22 protein-coding genes are annotated in these 22,472 nt (G+C 65.8%); 14 read left to right on the forward strand and 8 right to left on the reverse strand.

Translation table 11 applies throughout. The features are described 5' to 3' along the window. Positions 1-104: 104 nt before the first annotated feature. Complete coding sequence (locus tag JWN03_RS32655) at positions 105-1,577, reverse strand: MFS transporter (RefSeq protein WP_297623042.1); 1,473 nt, start codon at positions 1,575-1,577, stop codon at positions 105-107. Between the two features lie 128 nt (positions 1,578-1,705). On the opposite strand from JWN03_RS32655, the gene JWN03_RS32660 reads away from it, so the two are divergent. Next, on the forward strand, positions 1,706-2,158 hold the full coding sequence (locus JWN03_RS32660; RefSeq protein WP_297623044.1) for a MarR family winged helix-turn-helix transcriptional regulator: 453 nt from the start codon (positions 1,706-1,708) through the stop codon (positions 2,156-2,158). Between the two features lie 166 nt (positions 2,159-2,324). Continuing rightward, positions 2,325-3,131, forward strand: a complete 807-nt coding sequence (locus tag JWN03_RS32665) for an LLM class flavin-dependent oxidoreductase (RefSeq protein ID WP_297623046.1) — start codon at positions 2,325-2,327, stop codon at positions 3,129-3,131. A 45-nt stretch (positions 3,132-3,176) separates the two neighbouring features. Here JWN03_RS32665 and JWN03_RS45610 read toward each other — a convergent pair whose 3' ends face one another. Next, positions 3,177-3,365, reverse strand: coding sequence for a hypothetical protein (locus JWN03_RS45610; protein WP_366914504.1), 189 nt, complete (start codon positions 3,363-3,365; stop codon positions 3,177-3,179). Positions 3,366-3,431: 66 nt separating this feature from the next. Here JWN03_RS45610 and JWN03_RS45615 point away from each other — a divergent pair, with 66 nt between their 5' ends. Beyond that, entirely contained in the window at positions 3,432-3,599 is a 168-nt protein-coding gene (locus JWN03_RS45615; RefSeq protein ID WP_366914505.1) for a CGNR zinc finger domain-containing protein, read from the forward strand. Positions 3,600-3,781: 182 nt separating this feature from the next. On the opposite strand, the gene JWN03_RS32675 is transcribed toward JWN03_RS45615, so the two are convergent. After that, on the reverse strand, positions 3,782-4,357 hold the full coding sequence (locus JWN03_RS32675; RefSeq protein ID WP_297623050.1) for a MarR family winged helix-turn-helix transcriptional regulator: 576 nt from the start codon (positions 4,355-4,357) through the stop codon (positions 3,782-3,784). A gap of 80 nt (positions 4,358-4,437) precedes the next feature. Here JWN03_RS32675 and JWN03_RS32680 point away from each other — a divergent pair, with 80 nt between their 5' ends. Then, complete coding sequence (locus JWN03_RS32680) at positions 4,438-4,875, forward strand: carboxymuconolactone decarboxylase family protein (RefSeq protein ID WP_297623052.1); 438 nt, start codon at positions 4,438-4,440, stop codon at positions 4,873-4,875. A 52-nt stretch (positions 4,876-4,927) separates the two neighbouring features. Beyond that, positions 4,928-5,335, forward strand: coding sequence for a RidA family protein (locus tag JWN03_RS32685; RefSeq protein WP_297623054.1), 408 nt, complete (start codon positions 4,928-4,930; stop codon positions 5,333-5,335). 197 nt (positions 5,336-5,532) lie between these two features. On the opposite strand, the gene JWN03_RS32690 is transcribed toward JWN03_RS32685, so the two are convergent. Continuing rightward, on the reverse strand, positions 5,533-6,435 hold the full coding sequence (locus JWN03_RS32690; protein WP_297623056.1) for a quinone oxidoreductase family protein: 903 nt from the start codon (positions 6,433-6,435) through the stop codon (positions 5,533-5,535). 79 nt (positions 6,436-6,514) lie between these two features. Next, positions 6,515-8,251 (reverse strand): aa3-type cytochrome oxidase subunit I, encoded by a 1,737-nt coding sequence (ctaD, locus tag JWN03_RS32695; RefSeq protein ID WP_297623058.1) that lies wholly within the window; start codon positions 8,249-8,251, stop codon positions 6,515-6,517. A 359-nt stretch (positions 8,252-8,610) separates the two neighbouring features. Between ctaD and JWN03_RS32700 the strand changes: the two genes are divergently transcribed. After that, positions 8,611-9,012 carry a hypothetical protein gene (locus JWN03_RS32700; protein ID WP_297623060.1) on the forward strand — a complete coding sequence of 134 codons (402 nt, stop codon included), beginning with the start codon at positions 8,611-8,613 and terminating at the stop codon, positions 9,010-9,012. Positions 9,013-9,027: 15 nt separating this feature from the next. On the opposite strand, the gene JWN03_RS32705 is transcribed toward JWN03_RS32700, so the two are convergent. Beyond that, complete coding sequence (locus JWN03_RS32705; protein WP_297623062.1) at positions 9,028-9,879, reverse strand: LLM class flavin-dependent oxidoreductase; 852 nt, start codon at positions 9,877-9,879, stop codon at positions 9,028-9,030. Between the two features lie 161 nt (positions 9,880-10,040). On the opposite strand from JWN03_RS32705, the gene JWN03_RS32710 reads away from it, so the two are divergent. The 4 genes from JWN03_RS32710 to JWN03_RS32725 all read left to right on the forward strand — a co-directional run bounded on the left by JWN03_RS32710 (position 10,041) and on the right by JWN03_RS32725 (position 14,123). Then, positions 10,041-10,793: a HalD/BesD family halogenase gene (locus JWN03_RS32710; protein WP_297623064.1), complete on the forward strand. Its 753-nt coding sequence runs from the start codon at positions 10,041-10,043 to the stop codon at positions 10,791-10,793. Positions 10,794-10,906: 113 nt separating this feature from the next. After that, positions 10,907-12,274, forward strand: a complete 1,368-nt coding sequence (locus JWN03_RS32715; RefSeq protein WP_297623066.1) for a WS/DGAT/MGAT family O-acyltransferase — start codon at positions 10,907-10,909, stop codon at positions 12,272-12,274. Positions 12,275-12,301: 27 nt separating this feature from the next. Continuing rightward, positions 12,302-13,075, forward strand: a complete 774-nt coding sequence (locus JWN03_RS32720; protein ID WP_297623068.1) for an RluA family pseudouridine synthase — start codon at positions 12,302-12,304, stop codon at positions 13,073-13,075. Between the two features lie 262 nt (positions 13,076-13,337). Continuing rightward, on the forward strand, positions 13,338-14,123 hold the full coding sequence (locus tag JWN03_RS32725) for a metallophosphoesterase (RefSeq protein ID WP_297623070.1): 786 nt from the start codon (positions 13,338-13,340) through the stop codon (positions 14,121-14,123). Here JWN03_RS32725 and JWN03_RS32730 read toward each other — a convergent pair. After that, on the reverse strand, positions 14,104-15,171 hold the full coding sequence (locus JWN03_RS32730; RefSeq protein WP_297623073.1) for an AraC family transcriptional regulator: 1,068 nt from the start codon (positions 15,169-15,171) through the stop codon (positions 14,104-14,106). The genes JWN03_RS32725 and JWN03_RS32730 overlap by 20 nt on opposite strands. 93 nt (positions 15,172-15,264) lie before the next feature. Here JWN03_RS32730 and JWN03_RS32735 point away from each other — a divergent pair, with 93 nt between their 5' ends. From JWN03_RS32735 to JWN03_RS32750, 4 genes are all read left to right on the forward strand, one after another. Beyond that, positions 15,265-16,713 (forward strand): flavin-containing monooxygenase, encoded by a 1,449-nt coding sequence (locus JWN03_RS32735; RefSeq protein WP_297623075.1) that lies wholly within the window; start codon positions 15,265-15,267, stop codon positions 16,711-16,713. Positions 16,714-16,871: 158 nt separating this feature from the next. Then, positions 16,872-18,947 (forward strand): ATP-binding cassette domain-containing protein, encoded by a 2,076-nt coding sequence (locus JWN03_RS32740; protein ID WP_297623391.1) that lies wholly within the window; start codon positions 16,872-16,874, stop codon positions 18,945-18,947. Beyond that, positions 18,944-19,705 carry an energy-coupling factor transporter transmembrane component T family protein gene (locus JWN03_RS32745; protein ID WP_297623077.1) on the forward strand — a complete coding sequence of 254 codons (762 nt, stop codon included), beginning with the start codon at positions 18,944-18,946 and terminating at the stop codon, positions 19,703-19,705. The genes JWN03_RS32740 and JWN03_RS32745 overlap by 4 nt, the downstream gene beginning before the upstream one ends. 173 nt (positions 19,706-19,878) lie before the next feature. Next, positions 19,879-20,520 carry an ammonium transporter gene (locus JWN03_RS32750; RefSeq protein WP_297623079.1) on the forward strand — a complete coding sequence of 214 codons (642 nt, stop codon included), beginning with the start codon at positions 19,879-19,881 and terminating at the stop codon, positions 20,518-20,520. Between the two features lie 95 nt (positions 20,521-20,615). On the opposite strand, the gene JWN03_RS32755 is transcribed toward JWN03_RS32750, so the two are convergent. After that, a complete protein-coding gene (locus JWN03_RS32755; protein ID WP_297623081.1) occupies positions 20,616-21,761 on the reverse strand; it encodes a lipase family protein in 1,146 nt (381 codons plus the stop codon). Between the last annotated feature and the right edge of the window lie 711 nt (positions 21,762-22,472).

A 22,472-nucleotide genomic window follows, 5' to 3' on the forward strand; every position in this document is an offset into this window, starting at 1 on the left:
CGGGGCGCAAATGGATACCGATTCGCGCGCCCCGACTGCGGACAGTACCGCACAGTTGCTAGAAGTCTGCTGCCATTTCCTTCGTGCCGTAAGTGGACGAACGATCAGGCCGCAACGGCCGCTGCACTACTGGTCGAGCGCTTGCTTGTTCCGACATTCCGCACCGGGATGAACGCGGCAATCGCCGCCGCCGCCAAGGCCACCCCGCAGCCGATGAAAAGGCCTACACGGAAACCATTTTCGGTCGGAATCGAATGCCCGCCCAGAGTGGTGCTCAGCTGCGCCAGCACCACACCGATGATCGCCGCCGAGAACGACGCGCCGATGGAGCGCATCAGCGTATTGAAGCTGTTCGCCGCGGCCGTCTCCGAGAGCGGCACCGCACTCATAATGAGCGCGGGCATGGCGCCGTACGCCAGCGCCACACCGGAGTTGCAGATGCACACCGCCACCAGCAGCCCCCAAGTCGAACCCATGATCACCGCCGAGGACGCGTATCCGGCGGCCAGCACCAGCGCCCCGGCAACAAGAGTCACCTTCGGCCCGCGCGCGGCGGAGAGCTTGGCGCCCAGCGGAGACACCGCCATCATGATGATGCCGCCCGGTGCCATCCACAGGCCCATGGCCAGCATCGACTGTCCCAGGCCATATCCGGTGATCTTCGGCAGCACCAGCAGCTGCGGCACGATCAGGGAGGCCGAGTACATGCCGAAGCCGAGCACGGCGGAGGAGGCATTGGTCAGCAGTACCCGCGGTCGCCGGGCCACCCGCAGATCGACCATCGGATCGACGGTCCGCAACTCCCACCAGGCCCACAGCACCAGCACCGCAACCGCCGCGACGAGCAGACCCACAATGCTGCCGCTGTCCCAGCCCCAGGTCGCGCCCTTCGAGATTCCGAGCAGCAGACAGATCAGGCCGACGCCGAGTCCGACCGCGCCCACACCGTCGAATCGGCCCGTGGCGACCACCGGTACGTCCGGCACCACCACATAGATGAGAATCGCGATGAGCAGGCTCAGGGCTCCCGCTCCCCAGAACAGGATGTGCCAATTCGCATGCTGCGCAACAACGGCCGCGACGGGCAGCCCCAGCGCGCTGCCGATTCCCAGGGAAGCGCTCACCATGGCGATGGACGGGCCGAGCCGCTCGGCGGGCAGCAGATCGCGCAGCGCCGAAATACCCAGCGGCAGAATGCCCATGCCCATGCCCTGCAGGCCGCGGCCGACGATCATCGGCACCACCGAATCCGCCACCGCGCACAGCACCGAGCCCGCGATGAGCGGCACGGTCGAGATGAGCAGCATGCGCCGCTTGCCGTAGAGGTCGCCGAACCGTCCGGCGACCGGCGTGGCGACGGCGCCGGCCAGCAGGGTTGCCGTCACCACCCAGGAGGCATTCGAAGCGCTGGTGTGCAGCAACTGCGGCAGCTGGCCGAGCAGCGGCACCACCAGCGTCTGCATGACTGCGGCGATAATGCCCGCCAGGGCGAGCACGCCCACGATGCCCTTCGAACCGGCGCCGGGCAGCTCGCCGGTCGTGTCCCCCGGCGGGGCCTTGATCACTGACTCACCCATGCGCTTCTCCTCATCGATCGAGTTCAACGCATGTGCACGATACACATCTAATGCATGATGCATATACACGCTGTGATGTGGGTCACCTGTGGTAGACAGACTCACCGAGGTCGCGACGGAAGGACTGCATGAAAAAGCCCACGGACCGGGTCGAATTCGAAATCATGCTGCTCAGCCGCTACACCGTGAATGCGCGCTACCGCCGCGACGGCACCCGACTCGACCGCAGCGCCTACGTCCTACTGAACCGGCTCAGCGCGGAGGGCCCGATGTCCATCGGCCAGCTCACCGAGGGCTTCGGCCTCGATGCCTCCACCCTCAACCGGCAGACCGCAGCCCTACTGCGCACCGGACTGGTCGAACGCATCCCCGACCCGAACGGCGGCATCGCCCGCAAATTCCGCATCACCGCCGACGGCGAACACAATCTCGAAACCGAGCGGGCCGCCAATACCCAAGGGCTGGAACAGGTCATGACGAACTGGTCACCCGCAGACGTCGCCGCTTTCGCCGGCTACCTCGCAAGGCTCAATACCGACATCGAACACGTCGACGGACGCCCCTGGCCGCGCCCCTCCTGACAGCCGACCTCAGACCCGCGAAGGAGCGTGCCTGCGAACTCGGCCGCACCGATGAATTCCGGGCAGATCCGTCGTCAATATCTCTGGATAGACCGAAGGAGATGATCGTCGGCCTTCCCCAGGAGGCTGACAGGTGATCTCGCCTACCGCAGAGAGGAATTCAGGCATGACGAGACCGTTTCGGTTCGGAGTTGTCGCCCCGCTCAGAAGTGACCTGCCGACATGGCTGGACCGCGTGCGCCGCATCGCCGACAGTGGCTACTCGACACTGCTGATGCCCGACTTCCCGCAGATGCAACCGGCGCCCGGCCCCACACTGGCCACCGTCGCAGCCCGCACCGACCTGCGCGTGGGCACCTGGGTCTACGCCTCCCCGCTACGCCCGGCCTGGCTGACGGCATGGGAAGCGCACTCGCTGTCACTACTGACCGACGGCCGCTTCGAAATGGGCATCGGCACCGGCAGACCGGGCATCGAAGACGAGCTCCGAGACAAGGGAATGCCCGAAGTACCGCCGCCGTACGAACGGCTGAAGCAAATACGTGAAACCGTCAGGGCGCTAAGAGAACTCGACGGCCCCGACCGTCACACGCCCGTGGCAATGGCCGTACTCGGCCCGAAGGCCCGAGCACTGGCGGCCGAGGTCGCGGACACAGTCACCTTCGTCCTGGGCGATCAGCCCCGGGCCGAAGTCGAGCGCCTGGCACACGACTTCCGCACCGCCGGGAACCTCGAGCTCGCACTCGCCGTGCCGGTCATCGGCGACACTGTCGCATCGCACATGGCACACCCCAACACCGATACCGCAGCGCTTCACGCGGCGGACGCAATGACCGTACTCCCGGATGACCCGGCCGCCGCCGCCGAAGAAATCCAGCGCCGCCGAGAAGAAATCGGCTTCTCCTACTTCATCTTCGGCGCCGACTTCGCCGAAAGATTCGCTCCGATAGTCGCCAAGCTCGCCGGACAATGATCGAGTGCCGTACGGCGGCTATCGACCCCGATGTGCGAGGTTGCGTCAGACCCCTTCTGCGGGTGGTTGATTGGAGGTCTTTCGCTCGGTGAGATGATCGATGATCGATCCGTCGTGTGGTGTCCCGAGGGTGAAATGGGTGGTCGGCGTCCCGCCGGTGAACACATTGCGGACATTGTTCGCGGCTAGATATGGCGCCCCCGGCTCACCGACCACGACGGTCTGCCCTGGCACATCGACTTCCATACCCCCGCCAGCACCGCCTGGCGCCATATAGCCGCCGAGTCCGCCGCCGCGCTCATGGGATTCCTCATCGCCCGAGGCCCCGACCGCATACGCCTCTGCTCCGCCCGCGACTGCCACCGCTTCTACGCCGACACCACCAAGAACAACTCGGTGCGCTACTGCCCCGACCGCGGCTGCGCCAACCGTGAACGAGTCCGCCGACACCGACTACGTAATGGATAACCGTCCCCACCCGAGACCAGGGTCACCGACCGCACGCAGGTCGTCGCTCCGGTCTCTTCCTGTCAGATGCACGTTTCTCGGCGCTGTGGAACGAGGGCGAGTTCGAGGTCTTCTCCGACACGGCCGACAAGTTCAGGTTGGTGACATCGAATGTCTGCCCTGGGCCGAGTCGCAACGTTGTGTCAACTGCTTGTGCTGGTTGTGATCGCGCTATTGACGGGGCAGTTGCCCTCGTTGCGGCCGCATGCGGTGAAGTCGCAGAGGCGGCACAACCAAGGTTGTGGACGGTCGGTGGTGCGGGCGGAGCGTTCCTCGGCTCTGGTCCGGGTCACCGTGGTCAACATCGTGTCCAACGCTGCCACAAGATTGTCGATCTCGTCCGGGGGCAACGCGGACAGTGCGCTCGCCAATGACTTCTCGCGCGCTCGAAGTATCCGTTCGGCCGTGCTTCGGCCATCTTGGGTCAAGACCAGGGAGACGACCCGTCCGTCCTGTGCTCTGACGCGCTCGGCGAGGCCTTCGGCGACGAGGCGGTCGACGAGGCGGACGGTGCCCGAATGGGTCAGGCCGAGCACGGAGCTCAGCTGCGTTACCGATGCGCCGTCGAGGAACTCGTGCATGGCGGCGAGGGCGGCCGGGGCCGACGGGCCGAGCGCCGCGATCGCTTCGACGGCGGTGTTCATCCGGTCAGCGACTGCGAGACTCAAAGCGCCCAGGACGTTGGCGGCGTGCTGGCGGCTTGACGAGGTTCGAGACATGGCCCTAGTTTATATGTATGAGTCATACACAGTCCACAAACGGACGCGGCGAGTCGACGGCGGAACCCATGGAAGCGCGTATGAAGAGCGTGGCGAGTCTCGACTTGATCACCGGGATCGAGCATCTCCAGAAGGCGATTCACGCCGGAGGCGTCGACCCGCTCGTGCTCGAGTTGGTTCATCTGCGGGCCAGCCAGATCAACGGCTGCAGCCCGTGTGTGTTCGCTGGCGTCCAGTCGGCGAAGGGGCATGGAGAGACCGAGGAGCGGCTGCACAGCGTGGTGGCCTGGCGCGAGACCCCGTTCTTCACCGAGGAGGAGCGGGCAGCGCTCGCGCTGACCGAGGCCGCCACCCGGATCCAGGACGGCTCGCCGGGCGTGACGGACGAGATTTGGGAGGCTGCTGCCGCTCACTTCGACGAGAAGCAGATCTTTTCGATCATCCTGAACATCGCGATCACCAATTTCTTCAACCGGATCAATCACACGATCCGGGAGCCGGGCGGCAAGACCTGGTGAAGCTGGATCTGCGACCCACAGACCACGGCCTGACGCTCCAACGGAGGCTTCGATGCCAGTGACCACGATCAACCCGCCGGGGCTGCCCACCCCGAACGGCTACGCCCACGTCTCGGCGGCGACAGGTTCGCGACTGATCCATATAGCCGGGCAGGCGGCCCATGACCCCGACGGCACTATCGTCGGCCCGGGAGACCTCATCGCTCAAACCGAACGCGCGCTCGGCAACGTGGCGATCGCGCTCGCCGCGGCCGAAGCCACCTTCGACGACGTTGTGAATCTGACGTTCTATGTTCCCAACTGGGACGAATCCAAGTACCCGGCTCTGGCCGAAGGCATCCGAGCCGCGGCAACCGCGCTGGGCATCAACCCGATCAAACCCGGTGCCCTGGTCGGTGTCGCCAGCCTCGGCCGTCCCGAATGGCTGATCGAGATATCCGCCACCGCCGTGACTACGTAACTGGTCGCCGAGTTGTATCGCAATGCGGACCCGCGCCAACGAGGACCGGTTGGCCGCGGGGCTGTCGGAGGAGGTATGTCCGGTCATTTTGCGCGAGGAGCAGCTGTGGGAAGCGGTGCCGATGCCATCTCGGCCCCGGCAACGCCCAAATGCCGAAGAACGTGCGTTGCACTGCCGGTGGAGCGGAACCGCGGGATTCAGGCGGTCTGCACGATTACCCGGCCTAGATTGCGGCGGGATTCGATGAGTTCGACTGCCTTGTTGATGTTTTCCAGGGGGAAGACGGTGTGGTGGGGGCGTAAATGCCCTGCGGACAACAACTCCCAGAGTTCGGACCGGTAAGAGTCGATGAGGTCAGGGCGGGTGCGGCTGAGCATGCCTACCGAGAAACCGGTGACGGTCTTCAGGTGGGCTAGCAGGCTGTTTACGTCGACTGAGCCGCCGCCTGCGCTGTAGGCAACCAGGTGGCCTTGCGGCGCAAGGGTTTCTACGCTGCGCTGGAGGAGGTCGCCGCCTACACCATCCAGGACGATGTCGACTGATTCGGTCCATGGCTCGTCGTAGGTGATTACCGCGTCGGCTCCGCAGTCGCGCAGGAATTCCGCCTTGTCGGCGGAGCGGACCGCTGCCACGACTCGCGATGCGCCCAGTGCTTTCGCCAATTGCACTGCGAGATGGCCGCTTCCGCTGGCGGCGGCGGTGATCAGCACCGACTCCCCCGCGGTGAATCGGCCGGCGCGCAGCGCACCCAGGGCTACCAGGCCGCCGCGCACTACGGCGAGGGCGTCGGCGGACTGCACCCCGGCGGGGATCTCGGTCATCAATGCCGGTGCGGCCAGGACGTATTCGGCGTGGGCGCCGGCGAACACTACGCCGCCGACGCGCTTGCCGATCCAGTCGGGCGCGACCTCCGGCCCGGCGGCGGCGACGGTGCCGACGATCTCCGCGCCCGGATCGGAACTGCTGTCCGCCTTGATCATTCGGATCATGCCGAGGTGGACGCCGGCCAGCTGGGTCCGGATCAGCAGCTGGCCCGGACCGGGCACCGGTTCCGGCACGGTGAGCTGTGCCGGATGGCCGGAGAAGTGAATCTTGCGCACGTCGGTGCCCCTTCAGTCCTTATCTTGTAACGGACACAAGATTAGGCTGAATATAATTCGTGTGTCAAACCTAAATTTGTCAGCTGGAGATCGTCGCTTCCTCGGCCACGTTGTGCGCCTTGGAACCCCAGCCCACGTGCGCCTCGGCGCGCATGCGTTCGACCATGTGCGGGTAGTGCAGCTCGAACGCGGGACGCTCGGAGCGGATGCGCGGGAGCTCGTAGAAGTTGTGCCGCGGGGGCGGGCAGGAAGTTGCCCACTCCAGGGAGTTGCCGTAGCCCCACGGATCGTCGACCGTGACCACCTCGCCGTAGCGGTAGCTCTTGAAGACGTTCCACACGAACGGCAGCATCGACGCACCGAGGATGAAGGAGCCGATGGTGGAAATGGTGTTCAGCGTGGTGAATCCGTCGCTCGGCAGGTAGTCGGCGTAGCGGCGCGGCATGCCCTCGTTGCCCAGCCAGTGCTGCACCAGGAAGGTGGTGTGGAAGCCGACGAAGGTCGCCCAGAAGTGCCACTTGCCCAGGCGCTCGTCCAAGAGGCGGCCGCTCATCTTCGGGAACCAGAAGTAGATGCCCGCGAAGGTGGCGAACACGATGGTGCCGAAGAGCACGTAGTGGAAGTGCGCGACCACGAAATAGCTGTCGGAGACATGGAAGTCGATCGGCGGGGCGGCCAGGATGACGCCCGACAGACCACCGAAGAGGAAGGTCACCAGGAAGCCGATGGACCACAGCATGGGTGTTTCGAAGGTCAGCTGACCCCGCCACATGGTGCCGATCCAGTTGAAGAACTTCACGCCCGTGGGCACGGCGATGAGAAAGGTCATGAACGAGAAGTACGGCAGCAGAACCGATCCCGTCGCATACATGTGATGCGCCCACACCGCGATGGACAGCGCCGCAATACCCAGGGTCGCGTACACCAGCGTGGTGTAACCGAAGATCGGCTTACGCGAGAACACCGGGTAGATCTCCGAGACGATGCCGAAGAACGGCAGCGCGATGATGTACACCTCGGGATGGCCGAAGTACCAGAACAAATGCTGGTACAGGATGGCCCCGCCATTGGCCGGGTCATAGATGTGTCCGCCCAGGTGCCGGTCGTAGGCGAGCCCGAACAGCGCCGCGGTCAGCAGCGGGAAGGCCAGCAGGATAAGCACACTGGTGACGGCGATGTTCCAGGTGAAGATGGGCATCCGGAACATGGTCATGCCGGGGCAGCGCAGGCAGACCACCGTGGTGAGCATGTTGACACCACCGAGGATGGTGCCCAGACCCGAGACCGCCAGACCCAGAATCCACAGATCTCCACCCACACCCGGCGCGTGCACGATGTCCGAGAGCGGCGTGTACGCGGTCCAGCCGAAGTCGGCCGCGCCACCGGGAGTCACGAAGCCGGCGGTGGCCATCGACGCACCGAACAGGTACAGCCAGTAACTGAAGGCGTTCAGTCGCGGGAAGGCCACATCGGGCGCGCCGATCTGCAAGGGCAGGATCAGATTCGCGAAGCCGAACACGATGGCCGTCGCATAGAACAGCAGCATGATCGTGCCGTGCATGGTGAACAGCTGATTGAACTGCTCCGTCGACAGGAACTGCATGCCCGGCCGGGCCAGCTCCGCGCGCATGAGCAGAGCCAATAGACCGCCGATGAGGAAGAACGAAATCGCGGTGGTGATGTACATGACGCCCAGTACCTTGGGGTCGGTTGTCGTCACCGCCTTGTAGATGAACGAACCTTTGGGGCCCAGCCGCGCCGGGTAGGGCCGAGCGGCCTCCAGTCCCGGTTCCGGCTTGGGAGCTACGGCAGTCACCACATCCTCCTCGAGGTCGGTCCGCAGCTGGTTCTATCTGCTCCGGAACCCACGATGAACGGGGTCAGCGTACTCACAGCTATTCGATTCTGGCAGAGAACACTCCGGCCGGGCAGTCACTCCGCCGGATTCGGCTCCGGCGGATTTGGAATCATATTGAGTCGGTGCCGATGGCAAGCGGATCGATGTTCGATAATGTCGGCGTGGTGGAAGTCCCGGAATCGTCCTCGGATCGGCTACCCGCGGCTGCGGACAACCCGGTCGCCGGTTCGCTCGAACAGGTCTTGGCGCGAAGTTCATCGCCAATTCACCCCCCGACCTCACGAAAATCTCATATGAAGCGCTTCACTATCGGAACCATGAGTCGATCGCTCCGCACCCGCATCACCACCGCTGTCGTGATCGGGACACTCGGCACCCTGCTCGCCGCCGGCGCGGCTACCGCCAACAGCGAGCCCAAGGCCGTCATCCAGGGCCGCAGCACCGTCACCGCGCACGTCACCGGCGAGAAGACCGGCGCACGCTGTCAGATCGCGGGTAAGGACATCGCCGGACCCTGGGGATCGGTGGACGCCGCGGGCGCCGTGGACCTGACACTCGGCTCGATTCGCACCGATACCAAGCGGATTCGCGTCATCTGCGAGGACCCCAAGCGCGGCGACAGCTCACTGCACACGGTGCGTTCCGATCGGGTCAGCTACGACGGTGCGCTGTCACCGCTGCGGCAGATCATCAACAGCACGTTCTTCGAACTGCGCTGACGTCCGAAACGCTCCTCAGGCGACACGCGCCGCGGCCACCGCGGCACGTACCGCCGGGGCTGTTTCGACGGCGAACCGCATTGTCGCCCTTTCCCCGTCCGGGTCGACCGGTAGCAGGAATTCGCTGATGCCGTGTGCCAGGGCCACCTCCGCGAGCTGCGCGACCGGCATGGACGGATCGATCACATAGGCGCGGTGGATGAGCGCGGGCACCCGGCCCGCCTCCCGGGCGCCGGTATCGATGGACGACATCAGTCCGGCGAGCAGATCCGGTGGGGCGTAGGAGAATCCGCCGAGCCAGCCGTCGGCCAGTTCACCGGTCAGACGCAGCGCACGGGGACCGTAGACGCCCAGCCAGATGCCCACCCGATGTGCGGGGGCCGGTCCGGCTTTGGCGCCGTGCAGCGAGTAGAACTCGCCTTCGAGGTACGGGCGGCCGTCGCCCCACACCGCACGTATGACCCCCACCGCCTCACGCAGAGCGGTCAGCGCCTGTCCCGGCGTACGCCGCTGACCGCCCATGGCTTCGATGGCGTCCCAGAACGCGCCCGCGCCCAGGCCCAGTTCCACCCGGCCGCCGCTGAGCAGATCCAGGCTGGCCGCGCTGCGCGCCAGGACGGCGGGCGGGCGCAGCGGCAGATTGGCCACCGCGGGCATGAGGGTGAGGGTGCGGGTCATGGCGGCGACGTAGGACAGCAGCGTCCAGGTGTCCAGGAAGGCGGGCTGATACGGATGATCTTGAACCGCCAGCACTTCCAGCCCGGCGGTGGCATCGGCGCGCTGAATGAGCCGCAGCAGCGACGGCCCCCGCGCCGCCTCGGGCGGAACGAAGATCCCGAACCTCAGCTCATGCCCGTAGTCAGCCATAGCAAATTTCAAGCTACGCCGATCTGACCTGCGGTTCCGGCACACCCCCGTCCTTTCGGCGAGTCGGTCCCGGCCGCGCGAGGCGCGGTCGCCACCCGATCGTGATCAATCGGGAACCTGATTCCATAATCGTTGGCAGGCAACGGATTACAATCGATCAGGTGCAGCCCCACCATTCCGTGGACGCCGCCCGTAAACATCTGACGGCGGTGGATCCCGCAGCCCTGCGTCATGCGCGAGACCGATTGGCCGAGACCGGAATCGCGCGCCTGGGGTTCCTGCTGCCCTACCAGGTCAAGCGGGCGCTGGCGGCCGAGGCGCTGACCATGCTCGATCATCATCAATCCTGGGTCGCGCCCGGCGCCGAGGCTCCCGAGCGGCATGCGATCGACCTCAGCCCGCGGGAAGTCGATGCGCGCAGCCAATGCATTCCGCAGTTGTACGACTGTGAACTGTTGCGGCACAGTCTCACTACCGTGGCGACGGAGCCGGTGCTACCGTGCCCGGCGCCGCACCGGTATGTGGTGCAGCGTCGGCAGCACGACGATGCGGCCGGCCAATGGCATTGGGATGATTACGCTTTCGCACTGATCCTGGTGGTGGAGTGCCCGCCGCTCGAAGAAGGCGGGTTCGTGCAGACGGTGGCGCATACGCGGCGGGACTGGGATCACTCCGATGTGTATCGCACCCTCACCCGCAATCCCATTCAGTCCTGGGAACTGCAACCCCTCGACCTCTACCTGATGCGCGCCGACACCACCCTGCACCGGGTGCATCCGTTCGCACACGGCCGCCGCACCATTGTCGGCATGTCCTTCGCGTCGATCGACGATCTGGGGCGCGAGCAAACTCATGGCACACCCGCCGAAGGTTTGCTTTCCGAAGTTCGGGTTATAACGAAACAAGCACAGTGATAACCTAATTCACCGTCAACGCAGCGGGGGGCAGCGTCGCTCGACCGTATCTCCCTGGGCAGTTGTGCGTGCCGTTTGTCGAACAGCGCTGCCCCACCGGTTAGGCGAAACCGATGGACCTTCTGAACCCTCTCGACGCTATTTTCCTTGCCATCGAATCCCGCGAACATCCGATGCACGTGGGTGGTCTGCAACTGTTCGAACCGCCCGCCGACGCGGGACCGGAATTCGTGCACGACCTCTACACGGCCATGTCCGCCTCCACCGAGGTGCGCACCCGCTTCCGCAGACAGCCCAGCCGCACGCTGGGCGGCTTCTCCAGCCTGTCCTGGTCGCATGCCGAGCAGGTCGATCTGGGCTATCACCTGCGGCGCAGCGCGCTGCCGGCGCCCGGCGGCATGGACGATCTGCTGGATCTCACCGAACGACTACACGGCATCCTGCTCGACCGGCACCGGCCGCTGTGGGAGGCCCGGCTCATCGAGGGCCTCGACGACGGGCGCTTCGCGCTCTATATAAAAATGCATCACGCACTGATCGACGGCGTGTCCGCCATGCGGTTGCTGCAGCGCACCCTCACGGACGATCCGCTGGATTCGCAGGTGCGGGTGCCGTGGGGCACCGCGCCCATCCGCGAAAGCGCCGAACTCGCGGGCGTCGAACGCACCAGCTCGTGGCAGCAGTTGCGAAAAGCCTTGCCGCGCATGGTCCGTAGCACCGCATCGATTGCCGCGCCGTTGCGCGGGGCCATCGACGGCCGGCTCACCATGCCGATGACCGCGCCGCGCACCATGTTCAATGTGTCGATCGGCGGGGCGCGGCGCATTGCCGTGCGCTCCTGGCCACTGGAGCGCATCAACCGGGTGCGCCAGGCCACCGGCGCGACCGTCAATGATGTGGTGCTGGCCATGAGCGCCGCCGCCCTGCGCACCTACCTCATCGAGCACGACGGGCTGCCGCCCGAACCGCTCATCGCCATGGTGCCGGTGAATATTCGCACCGCCGCCGAGGCCGACGCCTCCGAAGGCAATATGGTCGCCGCCTGCCTGGCGAATCTGGCCACCCACCTGGATGATCCGATGGCGCGGCTGACGGCGATCAGCACTTCCATGCGCGAGGCCAAACAGGTCTTCACCCAACTGCCGAAGCTGGAAGCCATGGCGCTCTCGGCACTGCTCATGTCGCCGCTGGGCGTCTCGCTGATTCCCGGGTTCGAGGCGCTGCCGCGCATGCCGTTCAATCTCGTCATCTCGAATGTGCCGGGGCCGCGTAAACCGGTCTACATGCAGGGCGCGCGACTGGACAGCAACTACCCGCTGTCGATTCCGTTCGAATCGCAGGCCATGAACATCACGCTGACCACCAATGGCGAGAACCTCGATTTCGGCTTTGTCGGCTGCCGCCGCACCGTGCCGGATCTGGACCGGCTGCCCGCGCATATGGAGGACGGGCTGGCCGAACTGGAGCGGGCCATCGCCTGATCGCGGGCGCTCTCTACGCTGGACCCTGTGGATACGCGTTGGCCCGAACTGCGGAAACAGTGCCTGATCAGTGAGGACGACAATGTCCTCGCGCTCAATAAACCGGCCGGGATCTCGGTCACCGGCGAGCGCCACGACACCGACATCGTGGAACTCGCCGCCGCACACGGGGAGACGCTGTACCCCGTGCACCGCATCGACAAGGTGACCTCCGGACTGGTGCTGCTCGCCAAAGAACTGCCGGCGCACGGGCAATTGACCCGGCAGTTCAACAAGCGCACAGCGCAGAAGGCGTATCTGGCGGTCACCACCGGGCCGGTGGGCCTGCCGGATCACGGCGTCATCGACCTGCCGCTGAGCGTGGGCCGCAAGAACCGGGTGCGAATTGCCGCGCCCCGCGAGAGCATTCAGCGCGACGGCGACAGCTGGCGGGTGGACGAGCGGGATGTGCTGGCGGGCAAGAACTATCCGTCGGTCACCGAATTCGCGACCCTCGCCCGCACCGAGTCGCACACGGTGCTGGCACTACGGCCGATCACCGGGCGGCGGCATCAGATTCGCGTGCACCTGGCCTGGATCGGACATCCCATCGTCGGCGATCCGCTCTTCGACAAGTCCGGTGCGCATGCCCGCACCTACCTGCATTCGTGGCGCCTGCTGCTGGACGCGGATTGGCGCACTCCCCCGGTGCTCGACCTCGAAGCCGAGCCGGGCCCGGACTTCTGGACCGTCGGCAAGACCTCGATTACACCCGACCCGGATCAGCTATCAAGGTTCGCGGCCCGTCTCGTTCTGGACTGAGTGGAGCGGGGGAGCGAACGGCTCCATAGACCTGCGCCTTGGAGGAGCGGAAGGAGGGAAGAACGAGACTCCAGGGCCGCGAACCCGCCGGAGCGAAGCGGAGGCAAAATAAACACAGCGCGAAGCGGAGGCAAGATAGGCACTAGCTATATTCGGTGGCGAGTCTCACTGAGACCCCTACCGGTAGGGCATCTAGCCTGGTGACGTGGCGCGCTGGCGCGGCACGATCGGGCGCAATGGTGCGGCCCTTCACAGAAAGCGAATGCCGATGGTTCTGCTGGCACAGCTCAGTGACACCCACTTCAATATGGGCGCCAGGAACAACGAACGCGCCGAGCGGGTGATGGCCTATCTGGCCGAGCTGCCGCAGCGCCCCGACGTCATTATCGTGACCGGAGATATTGCCGATGAAGGCGAAATCGAGGAGTACCAGCAGGCCCGCAATGCCCTGGTCGCCGACGTGCCGGTGGTGATCATGCCCGGCAATCACGACGATCGCGGCAATCTGCGCAAGGTGCTGCTCGACGGCACCGCGGGTTACGGTCCGATCAATCAGGCACACAGCGTCGACGGTGTCACGCTGGCCATGCTCGACTCCAGCATTCCGGGCAAGCCCGAGGGGCTGCTCGATGACGAGACCTACAGCTGGCTCATCGATCTGCTGTCCGCCGCGCCGCCGGACGAACTGGTGCTGATCGCCATGCACCATCCGCCGGTTCCGGTGCTCAGCACGGTGGTCGACCCCATTCGCCTGACCAATCCGGAGCGGCTGGAGAACATCGTGTCCGGGGACGATCGCATTCTGGGTGTGCTCACCGGGCATGTCCACTCGGGACTGGTCACGTCCTTCGCGGGCAAGCCGCTCATCGTCGCGCCGAGTGTCTCCTCGACCATCGGCGGCGAATGGGAAACGGCCCGATCGGGACACGTGCCGATCGACTTCGCACCCGGCCCCTCGCTGGTCATGCACTCCATTCAGGACGGCCGGCTGCTTTCCATGTTCCGTCCGGTCGCCATGGGCGGCTGGCTCAGCGAACCGCTGGACTGACCGCACCGCGCCGATAGGCCGAAGGCGTTGTCCCCGTCCATCTTTTGAAGGCGTGGATGAAGGTCGAGGCCTCCGCATAACCGAGCCGGATCGCCACATCGCTCACCGAAAGCGGAGTGGCGGTGAGCATTTCCTCCGCCAGCGCACGGCGCACCTCGTCCAGCAGCTGCCGATAGCTGGTGCCCGCGGCATCCAGATGCCGGCGCAGGGTGCGGGTACTCATATTGAGATCCCTTGCCACCGCGTCGATTCCGGGCGGTGCGGCGAAACCGTCCGCGCCACCGCGCGGGACCAGCGACTCCCGTACATCCGCCGCGATTCCGGTGCGCGCCCGGCGGCGGGATACCAGCTCCCGGCACTGCGCCAGGCACATGGCGAGCGTGTGCTCATTGGCCTGCGGCAGTGGCTGCTCCAATATCGCCGGATTCAGCGAGAAGAGATTGTGCGGCTGCTCGAACAGCGGTAGCACGCCGAAGATCTCGTGATACAGGTCGATATTCACCGGCGTCGGGAAATCGAACTCCGCGCGCAGCAGATCCACCCGATGGCCCAGCAGATCGCACAGCATCTGGAACATGGCGGTGACGTCCCGCTCGACCAGGAACCGGCGGACATCGGCGGGGATGCGCTCATCGTGGATCCGGGCCACGAACTCCCCCGGCTGCCACCGCGCCACCGGAATGCAGAACGTGAAGCTCAACTCCAGATACCGCAGCGCGAAGGCGATCGCCTCCCCCAGCGTCGGACTGCTCACGCACGCGAACCCGAAGATCCCGAACGTGGTGATCCGATACCGCCGCCCCACCTCCAGCCCGAGGTTCGGGCGCGCCCCCAGCTCCCGCACCAGATTCCGGATGACCGCGAGCTCGGTATGCGCATCGATCTGCGCATCCGGATCCCCCAGCGTCTTCTCGCCGAGCCCACTCCCCTGCAGTATCCGCCCGGCCCCCACCCCCTGCTCCCGCGCAAACCCCACCATCAGCGCCACACTCGCCACCCCACGCGGAAAGTCCCAGTCCCGAATCCCCGCCTCCTGCACCGTACTCATAGCCAGATTATGGCCGAAATTCTCGATCCGGTCGCCCACGAACCTGACGGCGCGCTCTTAGAGTGGAGGGGTCTTCGATGTGAGGTGGGCCATATGCCTTCGGTCATTGTCATCGGTGCGGGGTTCGGCGGGCTCGGGATGGCTATCGAGCTGCAACGGAATGGGTTTCGGGAGGTGACCATTCTGGAGCGGGCGGCCGATCTGGGTGGGGTGTGGCGGGAGAATACGTATCCGGGGGCGGCGTGTGATGTGCCTTCGCCGTTGTACTCGTTCTCGTATGAGCCGAAACCCAAGTGGCGGCAGCGGTATTCGGGGCGGGAGGACATTGTCGCGTATATCCGCGGGGTGGCCGAGCGGCACGGGTTGTTCGAGCAGATCGTATTCGGGGCGGACGTGACCGATGCGGAATTCGATGAGGTCAGCGGGCAGTGGACCGTGCAGACAGCCGACGGCGATGCGCGCACGGCGGATGTGCTGATCTCCGCGGTCGGGCAATTGTCGCGGCCCGCGCTGCCTGCGATCACCGGCGTCGAAAGCTTTGCCGGGAAGTCCTTTCACTCGGCGCAGTGGGATCACGGGGTGGAGCTGGCAGGGAAGCGGGTGGCGTGCATCGGGACCGGGGCCAGTGCCATCCAGTACGTTCCCGAGATCCAGCCGGAGGTCGCGCAGCTGACGCTGTTCCAGCGGACGGCGGCCTGGGTGCTGCCCAAATTCGATACCGATTACAAGCCGATTCATCAGCGGGTGCTGTTGCATGTGCCGGGATTGCCGGTGGCGGAACGCTTCTCGTGGTGGGCCATTGCCGAGTTCGTGGCATTGGGGCTGGTGGAGTACCCGGCGATCACGCGGGCGGTCGCGCGGATGGCGGGAAAGCATCTCGCGGAGCAGGTCACCGATCCCGAGTTGCTGGCCAAGCTGACGCCGGACTATCCGATCGGATGTAAGCGCGGGCTGTTCTCCAACGACTACTACCCGGCATTGACGCAGCCGAATGTCACGGTGGAGACGACGGCCATCAGCGAGATCGTGCCGGAGGGGGTGCGGACGGCCGACGGTGTGCTGCATGCGGCCGAGGTGATCATCTACGGCACCGGGTTCAAGGGGACGGAGTTCCTGTGGCCCATGAAGATTCGCGGTCGCGGCGGGCGCAATCTGTCGGATGTGTGGGAGGGCGGTGCGCACGCCTATCTCGGAATCACGGTGCCGGACTTCCCGAATATGTTCATGGTCTACGGCCCGAATACGAATCTCGGCGTGGGATCGATCATCTACATGATCGAGTCGCAGGCTCGCTATATCCGGCATGCCGTGCAGTTGCTGGCCGAGCAGCCCGGGCACTGCCTGGAGGTGCTGCCGGAGACCGAGCGCGAGTACAACACCGCCCTGCAGCAGCGACTGGCTCGGACCCCGTGGAATTTCTGCACCAGCTGGTATCGCACAAAATCCGGGCGCATCACCAACAATTGGCCCGGCACCACCCGCAGCTACCGCCGCCGCACCCGCAAGCTCCGGCGCGCGGACTACCGACTCACCCCGGTATGAGGCCGACCGGCGGCAGACCGCCTAATCCAACTCATGCATAGTTGCGCATGTATGTAGAAACTGTCGAACTTGTGTGAATGTAGTGAGGTCTACCTGGGGACACGCTGGGACACGGCAGACTGGTTAGCGTGACCGATTCGTCCCAGACTCGTAATGCCGTGCCGGACCGGCGGCGCGGGTCCGTTCTCGCGCACGGCCCGCTTCGGCCCATCGAACTCGCGACCGGGGCGGTGCTCGGCGGGGCTACCGTCGGGCTGGTGACCGTCGGGTCGCTGGTGCCCTTCGCGGCGGCGCTGCAACTGGTGGCCGCGGTGCCTATCGGGCTGCTCGCGCATCGGCATCGGCTGCGCGCGGTGCTCACGGCGACCATTGCCGGAACGCTGGTGACGTTTGTGGCGGCCGGGATGACGCCGGCCACCAACTTGGTCGGTGTGGCGGTGATCGGCGGCATTATCGGGACCGTCAAGCGGCGACGCGGCGGGCTGCCCGCGGTGCTCGGACTGTCCGCGCTGGCCGGACTGGTGTTCGCCGCGTTCTCCGTCGGAATGCTGCTGGTGCTCGCAGGGACACGGCACCTGCTGTTCGACAATATTCGCAACAGCGCCAAGGGTTTGCAGAACCTCGCGGCACGGCAGGCGCTGCTCGAGCCGCTCGGGCGGCACATTGCCGGATACACCGAAGCATTCCTGCACTGGTGGTGGGCCTGGATCGGCGGCGGCATCATCGCGGGCATGGTCGTCAGCGGCATCGTGTCCTGGTTCGTTCTCGGATCGGTGCTGGATCGGCTGGCCTGGCTGCCCGGACGCGACGATCTACTCGATGCTCCCGCCGACGATCGGCCGGTCGCGCCATTGCCGATCACCTTGCGGCAGGTCGCTTTTCGCTATCCCGACACGCACACCGACGCGCTGTACGGCATCGATCTGACCGTGCAGGTCGGCGAATTCGTGGCGATCGTCGGGCACAACGGGTCCGGAAAGTCCACGCTCACCAGGATTCTCGCGGGGCGGCCGCCGACCGGCGGTACCGTCACCCGGCCCGGATCGGCCGGACTCGGCGTCACCGGTGGTACCGCAATGGTGTTGCAGCGCCCGGAAAGTCAGACGCTCGGCGTGCTCGTCGCCGATGACGTGGTGTGGGGGCTGCCCACCGAACTGGCCGCGCAGGTCGATATCGACGGACTGCTGAGCGAAGTCGGGCTGGCCGGCATGGGGCGGCGCGAAACCGCGACCCTCTCCGGCGGGCAGCAGCAGCGGCTCGCCGTCGCCGCGGCGCTCGCTCGCAAACCCACCCTGCTGCTGGCCGACGAAGCCACCTCCATGATCGATCCGGAGGGGCGGCGCGATCTGGTCGCACTGCTCGCCGATCTACCGCGCCGGCACGCCATGGCGGTGGTGCTGGTCACCCACCACGAGGCCGATGCGGCGGCCGCCGATCGGGTCGTGCACCTGCAGCGCGGACGCTCGGTCGAGCAGTTGCCCGCCTGGCCCCGGCCGGTGCGTGATCGCCGACAGCGACCGATGGGCGATACCGTCCTGCAGCTGCGCGATGTGCGGCACACCTACAACCACGGCACGCCCTGGGAAGCGCCCGCCCTGCACGGCATCGATCTGTCGGTGCGGCGCGGCGAAGCACTGCTCGTCGTGGGCGGCAACGGGTCCGGCAAATCCACGCTCGCGTGGATCATGGCCGGGCTGACCGTCCCCAGCGGCGGCAGTTGCGAGCTGCACGAATACACCGGCACCCGGGCCTCGCACAAGCGAATCGGGGCCGTGCAGTTGGCTTTTCAGCATTCCCGGCTGCAATTGCAGCGCCAGACCGTCGGGGGCGAGATCGAGGACTGGGGTGGTCGCGGCACCGCCGCCGTGGCCCGCGCCCTCGATGCGGTGGGCCTGGATCGGGCGCTGGCCTCGCATTCCATCGAATCGCTCAGCGGCGGGCAGGCCAAGCGAGTGGTGCTGGCCGCCATTGTCGCGAGCCGGCCCGCGGTAGTTGTGCTCGACGAACCGCTGGCCGGACTCGATCCGGAGGGGCGCGCGGGGGTGGTGGAATTGCTTGCGCGACTGCGGGATTCCGGGCTGACCCTGATCGTCATCTCCCACGATGTCGCCGATATGTCGGTGGTCTGCGACCGCATCGTGCACCTGCGCGACGGGCATCTGATCGACAACGATGCTGCCGCACCCTATTCCGCTGCCGCTGCGGCGCACGATTTCACCGGAGGCCTCCGATGAGCGTCATTCTCCGCGAGGTTCCCGTCGACAGCCCGGTGCACCGGCTCTGGGCCGGTACCAAGATCGTCGGCGTCTTCGTCTTCAGTGTCCTGCTCATGTTCACACCGTCCTGGGGACTGCTGGCGGTCAGCGCGGTCTTTCTGATCGCGGTGTGGTTCCTGGCCCGGTTGCCGCTCGGCACGCTGCCGCGGTTCCCCTGGTGGATTTGGATCGGCATTCTGATCGGCGCGGGCATCAATGCCCCGGTCGGCCTGGATGCGGTGCTGCGCTACGGGCAGATCATTGTGTTCGGATTCCTGCTACTCGGCGCCTCGTTCCTGGTCGCCTGGACGACGCCCATGGGGGAGATCGCGCCCGCGCTGGCCAAGCTCGGCGCACCGCTGCGACGGCTCGGCTGGACTCGCAAGGGCGTCACACACCGCCTTCCGGTGGACGAGTGGGCCGTGGTGGTCGCGCTGACCCTGCGCGGGCTGCCGCTGCTGCTGGAGGAGCTGCGGATTCTCCGCGCCGCCCGCAAACTGCGGCCCAAGGATTCGCTGGTGCACCGGGCGTCGGAGAACCCGTTCGTGGATATTCTGACCGCCAGCATGGCCGTTTCCAGTCGGCGTGCGGGCGAGCTCGGCGAGGCCATCACCACCCGCGGCGGCACCGGCGAACTGACAGCAAGGCCCAGCTCACCGGGACGATCGGATGCGGTAGCGCTGCTGCTCCTGGTGCTGCTCTGCGCGGCCGGGATCGTGGTCTCACTACTGCTCTGACCTGACACACGTGGCAAAAATGGTCAGACGTGTCGGTCGAGCGCGCTAACGTAATCCCTAGCAAAGGGGTAGTTGCAAACGCGTGGGGGCTCAACACATTTCCGATTGGAAGGGAATCGATCGTGTTGAGCACGTGTTTGCCCCGTAAGACCTGATGAAGATTGGAAAACCAAATGATGCTGCGCAAGATCACCGCAGTTGCCGCACCCATCGCCGTTGCGGTCGCCATCGCGGGAGCCGGTGTCGCACATGCCGATTCCGCTGTTCCTAATATCGGCTACCAGGCGAACCTGGTCGGCAACACCGTGGTGACCACTCTAACCAATGGGCAGTTCGAGCTGTCCGGCTCCTCGGTGAACATCAAGGACACCGCAGGTAACACCTTGGTGAGCCTGCCGCTGTCCTTCGAGGACAACGGCACGGCGTACCCGCTGACGAGCTCGCTCGCCGACGATGCCCACACGCTGTCGCTCACTGCCGCCAGGAACGTCTCGGCGGCGTACCCGGTGGCGGTCAAACCGGTGGCCTCCCCCAATGAAAACCTGCTGGCCATGCAGACTTTCAGTAGCCAATTCGGCATTGCCACCGCCATCGGCGCCCTCGTCGGCACCGCGCTCGGCGCACTGGTCGGCCTGACCGGAATTGTCGCCGGACCCACCGTCATCGCCAGCGTTATCGCCGGTGCCGCGGTCGGCGGCATTATCGGCACCCTGGTGGTCGGTGGACCCGCACTGCTCATCGCCGGTATGGACCTGATCGGCACGCTGGCGGCGGCGCCCGGCACCACCAAGTACAACAACAGCACCGTCAACTAGTCGTAGGTACCGAATTCTGTTGGGGCGCGCACCTTTCGGTGTGCGCCCCGACCGGTTCAGCGCCCATGCCAGGTCACGCACCGTGCCCGTCCGGGTCAGCGCACCGTGCAGCCCGGGGATACCGGTTGCCCAGCGAAGCGGTCCGCCAGGAAGTTCATCGCACCGACGGACTCCACCACTGCCGCCGGATTGTGGCCCGGGATGGCGGAGTGCACCGCCGTGATATCCGCGCCCAGTGCGCAATAGCGATCCACCAGCGCGGAGAAGCCCGCGACGGGAATCACGTCGTCAGCGGAGCTGTGATACATGTACAGCGGCACATCGGGCGCAATACCGCCCAGCTCCTGACGCTGCGTAGCGGCCTCGAACTGTGGGTGCCACAACAGGTTCGGCGTATCGGAGTATTCATCCACATGCCGATTCACGTGGCGCAGCACCAAATCCGCACCACAGGCCGTGGACTCCTGCGCGACCAGATCGCGACCATGATCGTTCAAGTCGCCGAGCAATCCTGAGCCGAGATCATTGCGCGCGAACGCAACCAGCATCAGCACCGCCAGACCGGCCTGCGTCTGACCGTCGACCCGGCGAGCGATATCCGCGATACCGGCGGGCACACCACCCGAGGCCACGCCCGCGAACGACAACTCCGGCGCATAGGCGGCCCGCTGCTGCATTGCCCAGAGCGTGGCGAAGGCCCCGCCCGAGTACCCCCACGCGCCGATCGGGCTGCTATCGGTAATCCCGACCGGTGCAAACGATTTGGCGGCGCGCACACCATCCAGCACACCTCGGCCCGAGTTCACCCCGTCGAAGAATCGCGACTGCGGCCCCTCATAATCGGTGACCACCACCGCCCAGCCCCGAAGCAGCATCGCGGTGAGGAACGGAATGTCCAGCGCCGTATTGATAATCGACGGATCCCGCCCGCCACCCAGCGCGAACGAAGGCGCACACCGAGTCCCGAGACTGTCCTCCGCGACCTGATACGACAGCAGCGGCCGCCCACCCGCCCCGAACCACGGCACCACCGGCGCGAGCACAGTCGCCACATCCGCAATAGCCGCCCCCGCCGAATCCGTACTCCGGAACTGCAACTGCCACCCCGCCACAGGCAGCGGCAACCCCAACACCGAAATAGGCCGCGAATTCAGCACCGCCCCATCGGCAAACGACTCCACCGAGGCAGGCGCGGCGTAGAACGAATCGTCCTCCGGAAACGGCACATCCGCCCATGCCACCGGCCCGACTACAGCCGCCGCCAGAACCACAACGATCCCGACCACCCCAACCCGCCGCCGCGTCACACCCCGCCGCACGAATCGTCCGAACCCCGATAGCGATTCCGCGAGCCAGAACCGCCCAAACCTGGCCGCCGACTCCACCAACCGGTCCCACCACATGGCACCGCTCCCGCCAGCGAATCGGCCGAACCCTGCCGAGCCTTTCCCCCGCATACCCGCCTCCAGCGTCGAATACCCCCGACGCCCCAGTCCCGACGGACTCGCACCGCGCCGACCGACAGCCCAGCGCATCGGAGAACCACAATTACAGCGACCATACCGCCTGGTCAACGCACTCCAGCGCGCCCGAAAAAAGCCACGCCGCAACAAAATCCCACCAGCACCACCTGCAATCCACACCCCACCCCTAACCCCAAACCCCTCACCCATCGCCCGCTTCGGTCGTCAAGTTTCTAACCTTCGAGCCTTCGCTCTTCAAGTCCTTGTCCTTCAAGTTCTTGTTCTTTTCGGCTCTGTCCGTAACCGCGGAAGGTAATTGGAAGGTAATTCGGGTACCCCACCCGACGCCACCAGCACGTCAGGAGCCGTACCCGAGCATCCTCCCGCAGTTGGGAGAAGAGCTGGCGGTTCCAGCCGGGTCGACCGGCTGTGGTCCGGTTTACGAGAACAGAGAAGAGCCACGAGCCACGAGCAGAAATGTAAGGCCAG

This window comes from Nocardia sp. (assembly GCF_025465275.1).
Taxonomy (GTDB): domain Bacteria; phylum Actinomycetota; class Actinomycetes; order Mycobacteriales; family Mycobacteriaceae; genus Nocardia.

Coding starts and splice junctions, on each gene's coding strand:
- JWN03_RS32655 (WP_297623042.1), bottom strand. CDS start 1,577: ATGGGTGAGTCAGTGATCAAGGCCCCGCCGGGGGACACGACCGGCGAG.
- JWN03_RS32660 (WP_297623044.1), top strand. CDS start 1,706: ATGAAAAAGCCCACGGACCGGGTCGAATTCGAAATCATGCTGCTCAGC.
- JWN03_RS32665 (WP_297623046.1), top strand. CDS start 2,325: ATGACGAGACCGTTTCGGTTCGGAGTTGTCGCCCCGCTCAGAAGTGAC.
- JWN03_RS45615 (WP_366914505.1), top strand. CDS start 3,432: ATGGGATTCCTCATCGCCCGAGGCCCCGACCGCATACGCCTCTGCTCC.
- JWN03_RS32675 (WP_297623050.1), bottom strand. CDS start 4,357: ATGTCTCGAACCTCGTCAAGCCGCCAGCACGCCGCCAACGTCCTGGGC.
- JWN03_RS32680 (WP_297623052.1), top strand. CDS start 4,438: ATGAAGAGCGTGGCGAGTCTCGACTTGATCACCGGGATCGAGCATCTC.
- JWN03_RS32685 (WP_297623054.1), top strand. CDS start 4,928: ATGCCAGTGACCACGATCAACCCGCCGGGGCTGCCCACCCCGAACGGC.
- JWN03_RS32700 (WP_297623060.1), top strand. CDS start 8,611: ATGAGTCGATCGCTCCGCACCCGCATCACCACCGCTGTCGTGATCGGG.
- JWN03_RS32705 (WP_297623062.1), bottom strand. CDS start 9,879: ATGGCTGACTACGGGCATGAGCTGAGGTTCGGGATCTTCGTTCCGCCC.
- JWN03_RS32715 (WP_297623066.1), top strand. CDS start 10,907: ATGGACCTTCTGAACCCTCTCGACGCTATTTTCCTTGCCATCGAATCC.
- JWN03_RS32725 (WP_297623070.1), top strand. CDS start 13,338: ATGCCGATGGTTCTGCTGGCACAGCTCAGTGACACCCACTTCAATATG.
- JWN03_RS32730 (WP_297623073.1), bottom strand. CDS start 15,171: ATGAGTACGGTGCAGGAGGCGGGGATTCGGGACTGGGACTTTCCGCGT.
- JWN03_RS32735 (WP_297623075.1), top strand. CDS start 15,265: ATGCCTTCGGTCATTGTCATCGGTGCGGGGTTCGGCGGGCTCGGGATG.
- JWN03_RS32745 (WP_297623077.1), top strand. CDS start 18,944: ATGAGCGTCATTCTCCGCGAGGTTCCCGTCGACAGCCCGGTGCACCGG.
- JWN03_RS32750 (WP_297623079.1), top strand. CDS start 19,879: ATGATGCTGCGCAAGATCACCGCAGTTGCCGCACCCATCGCCGTTGCG.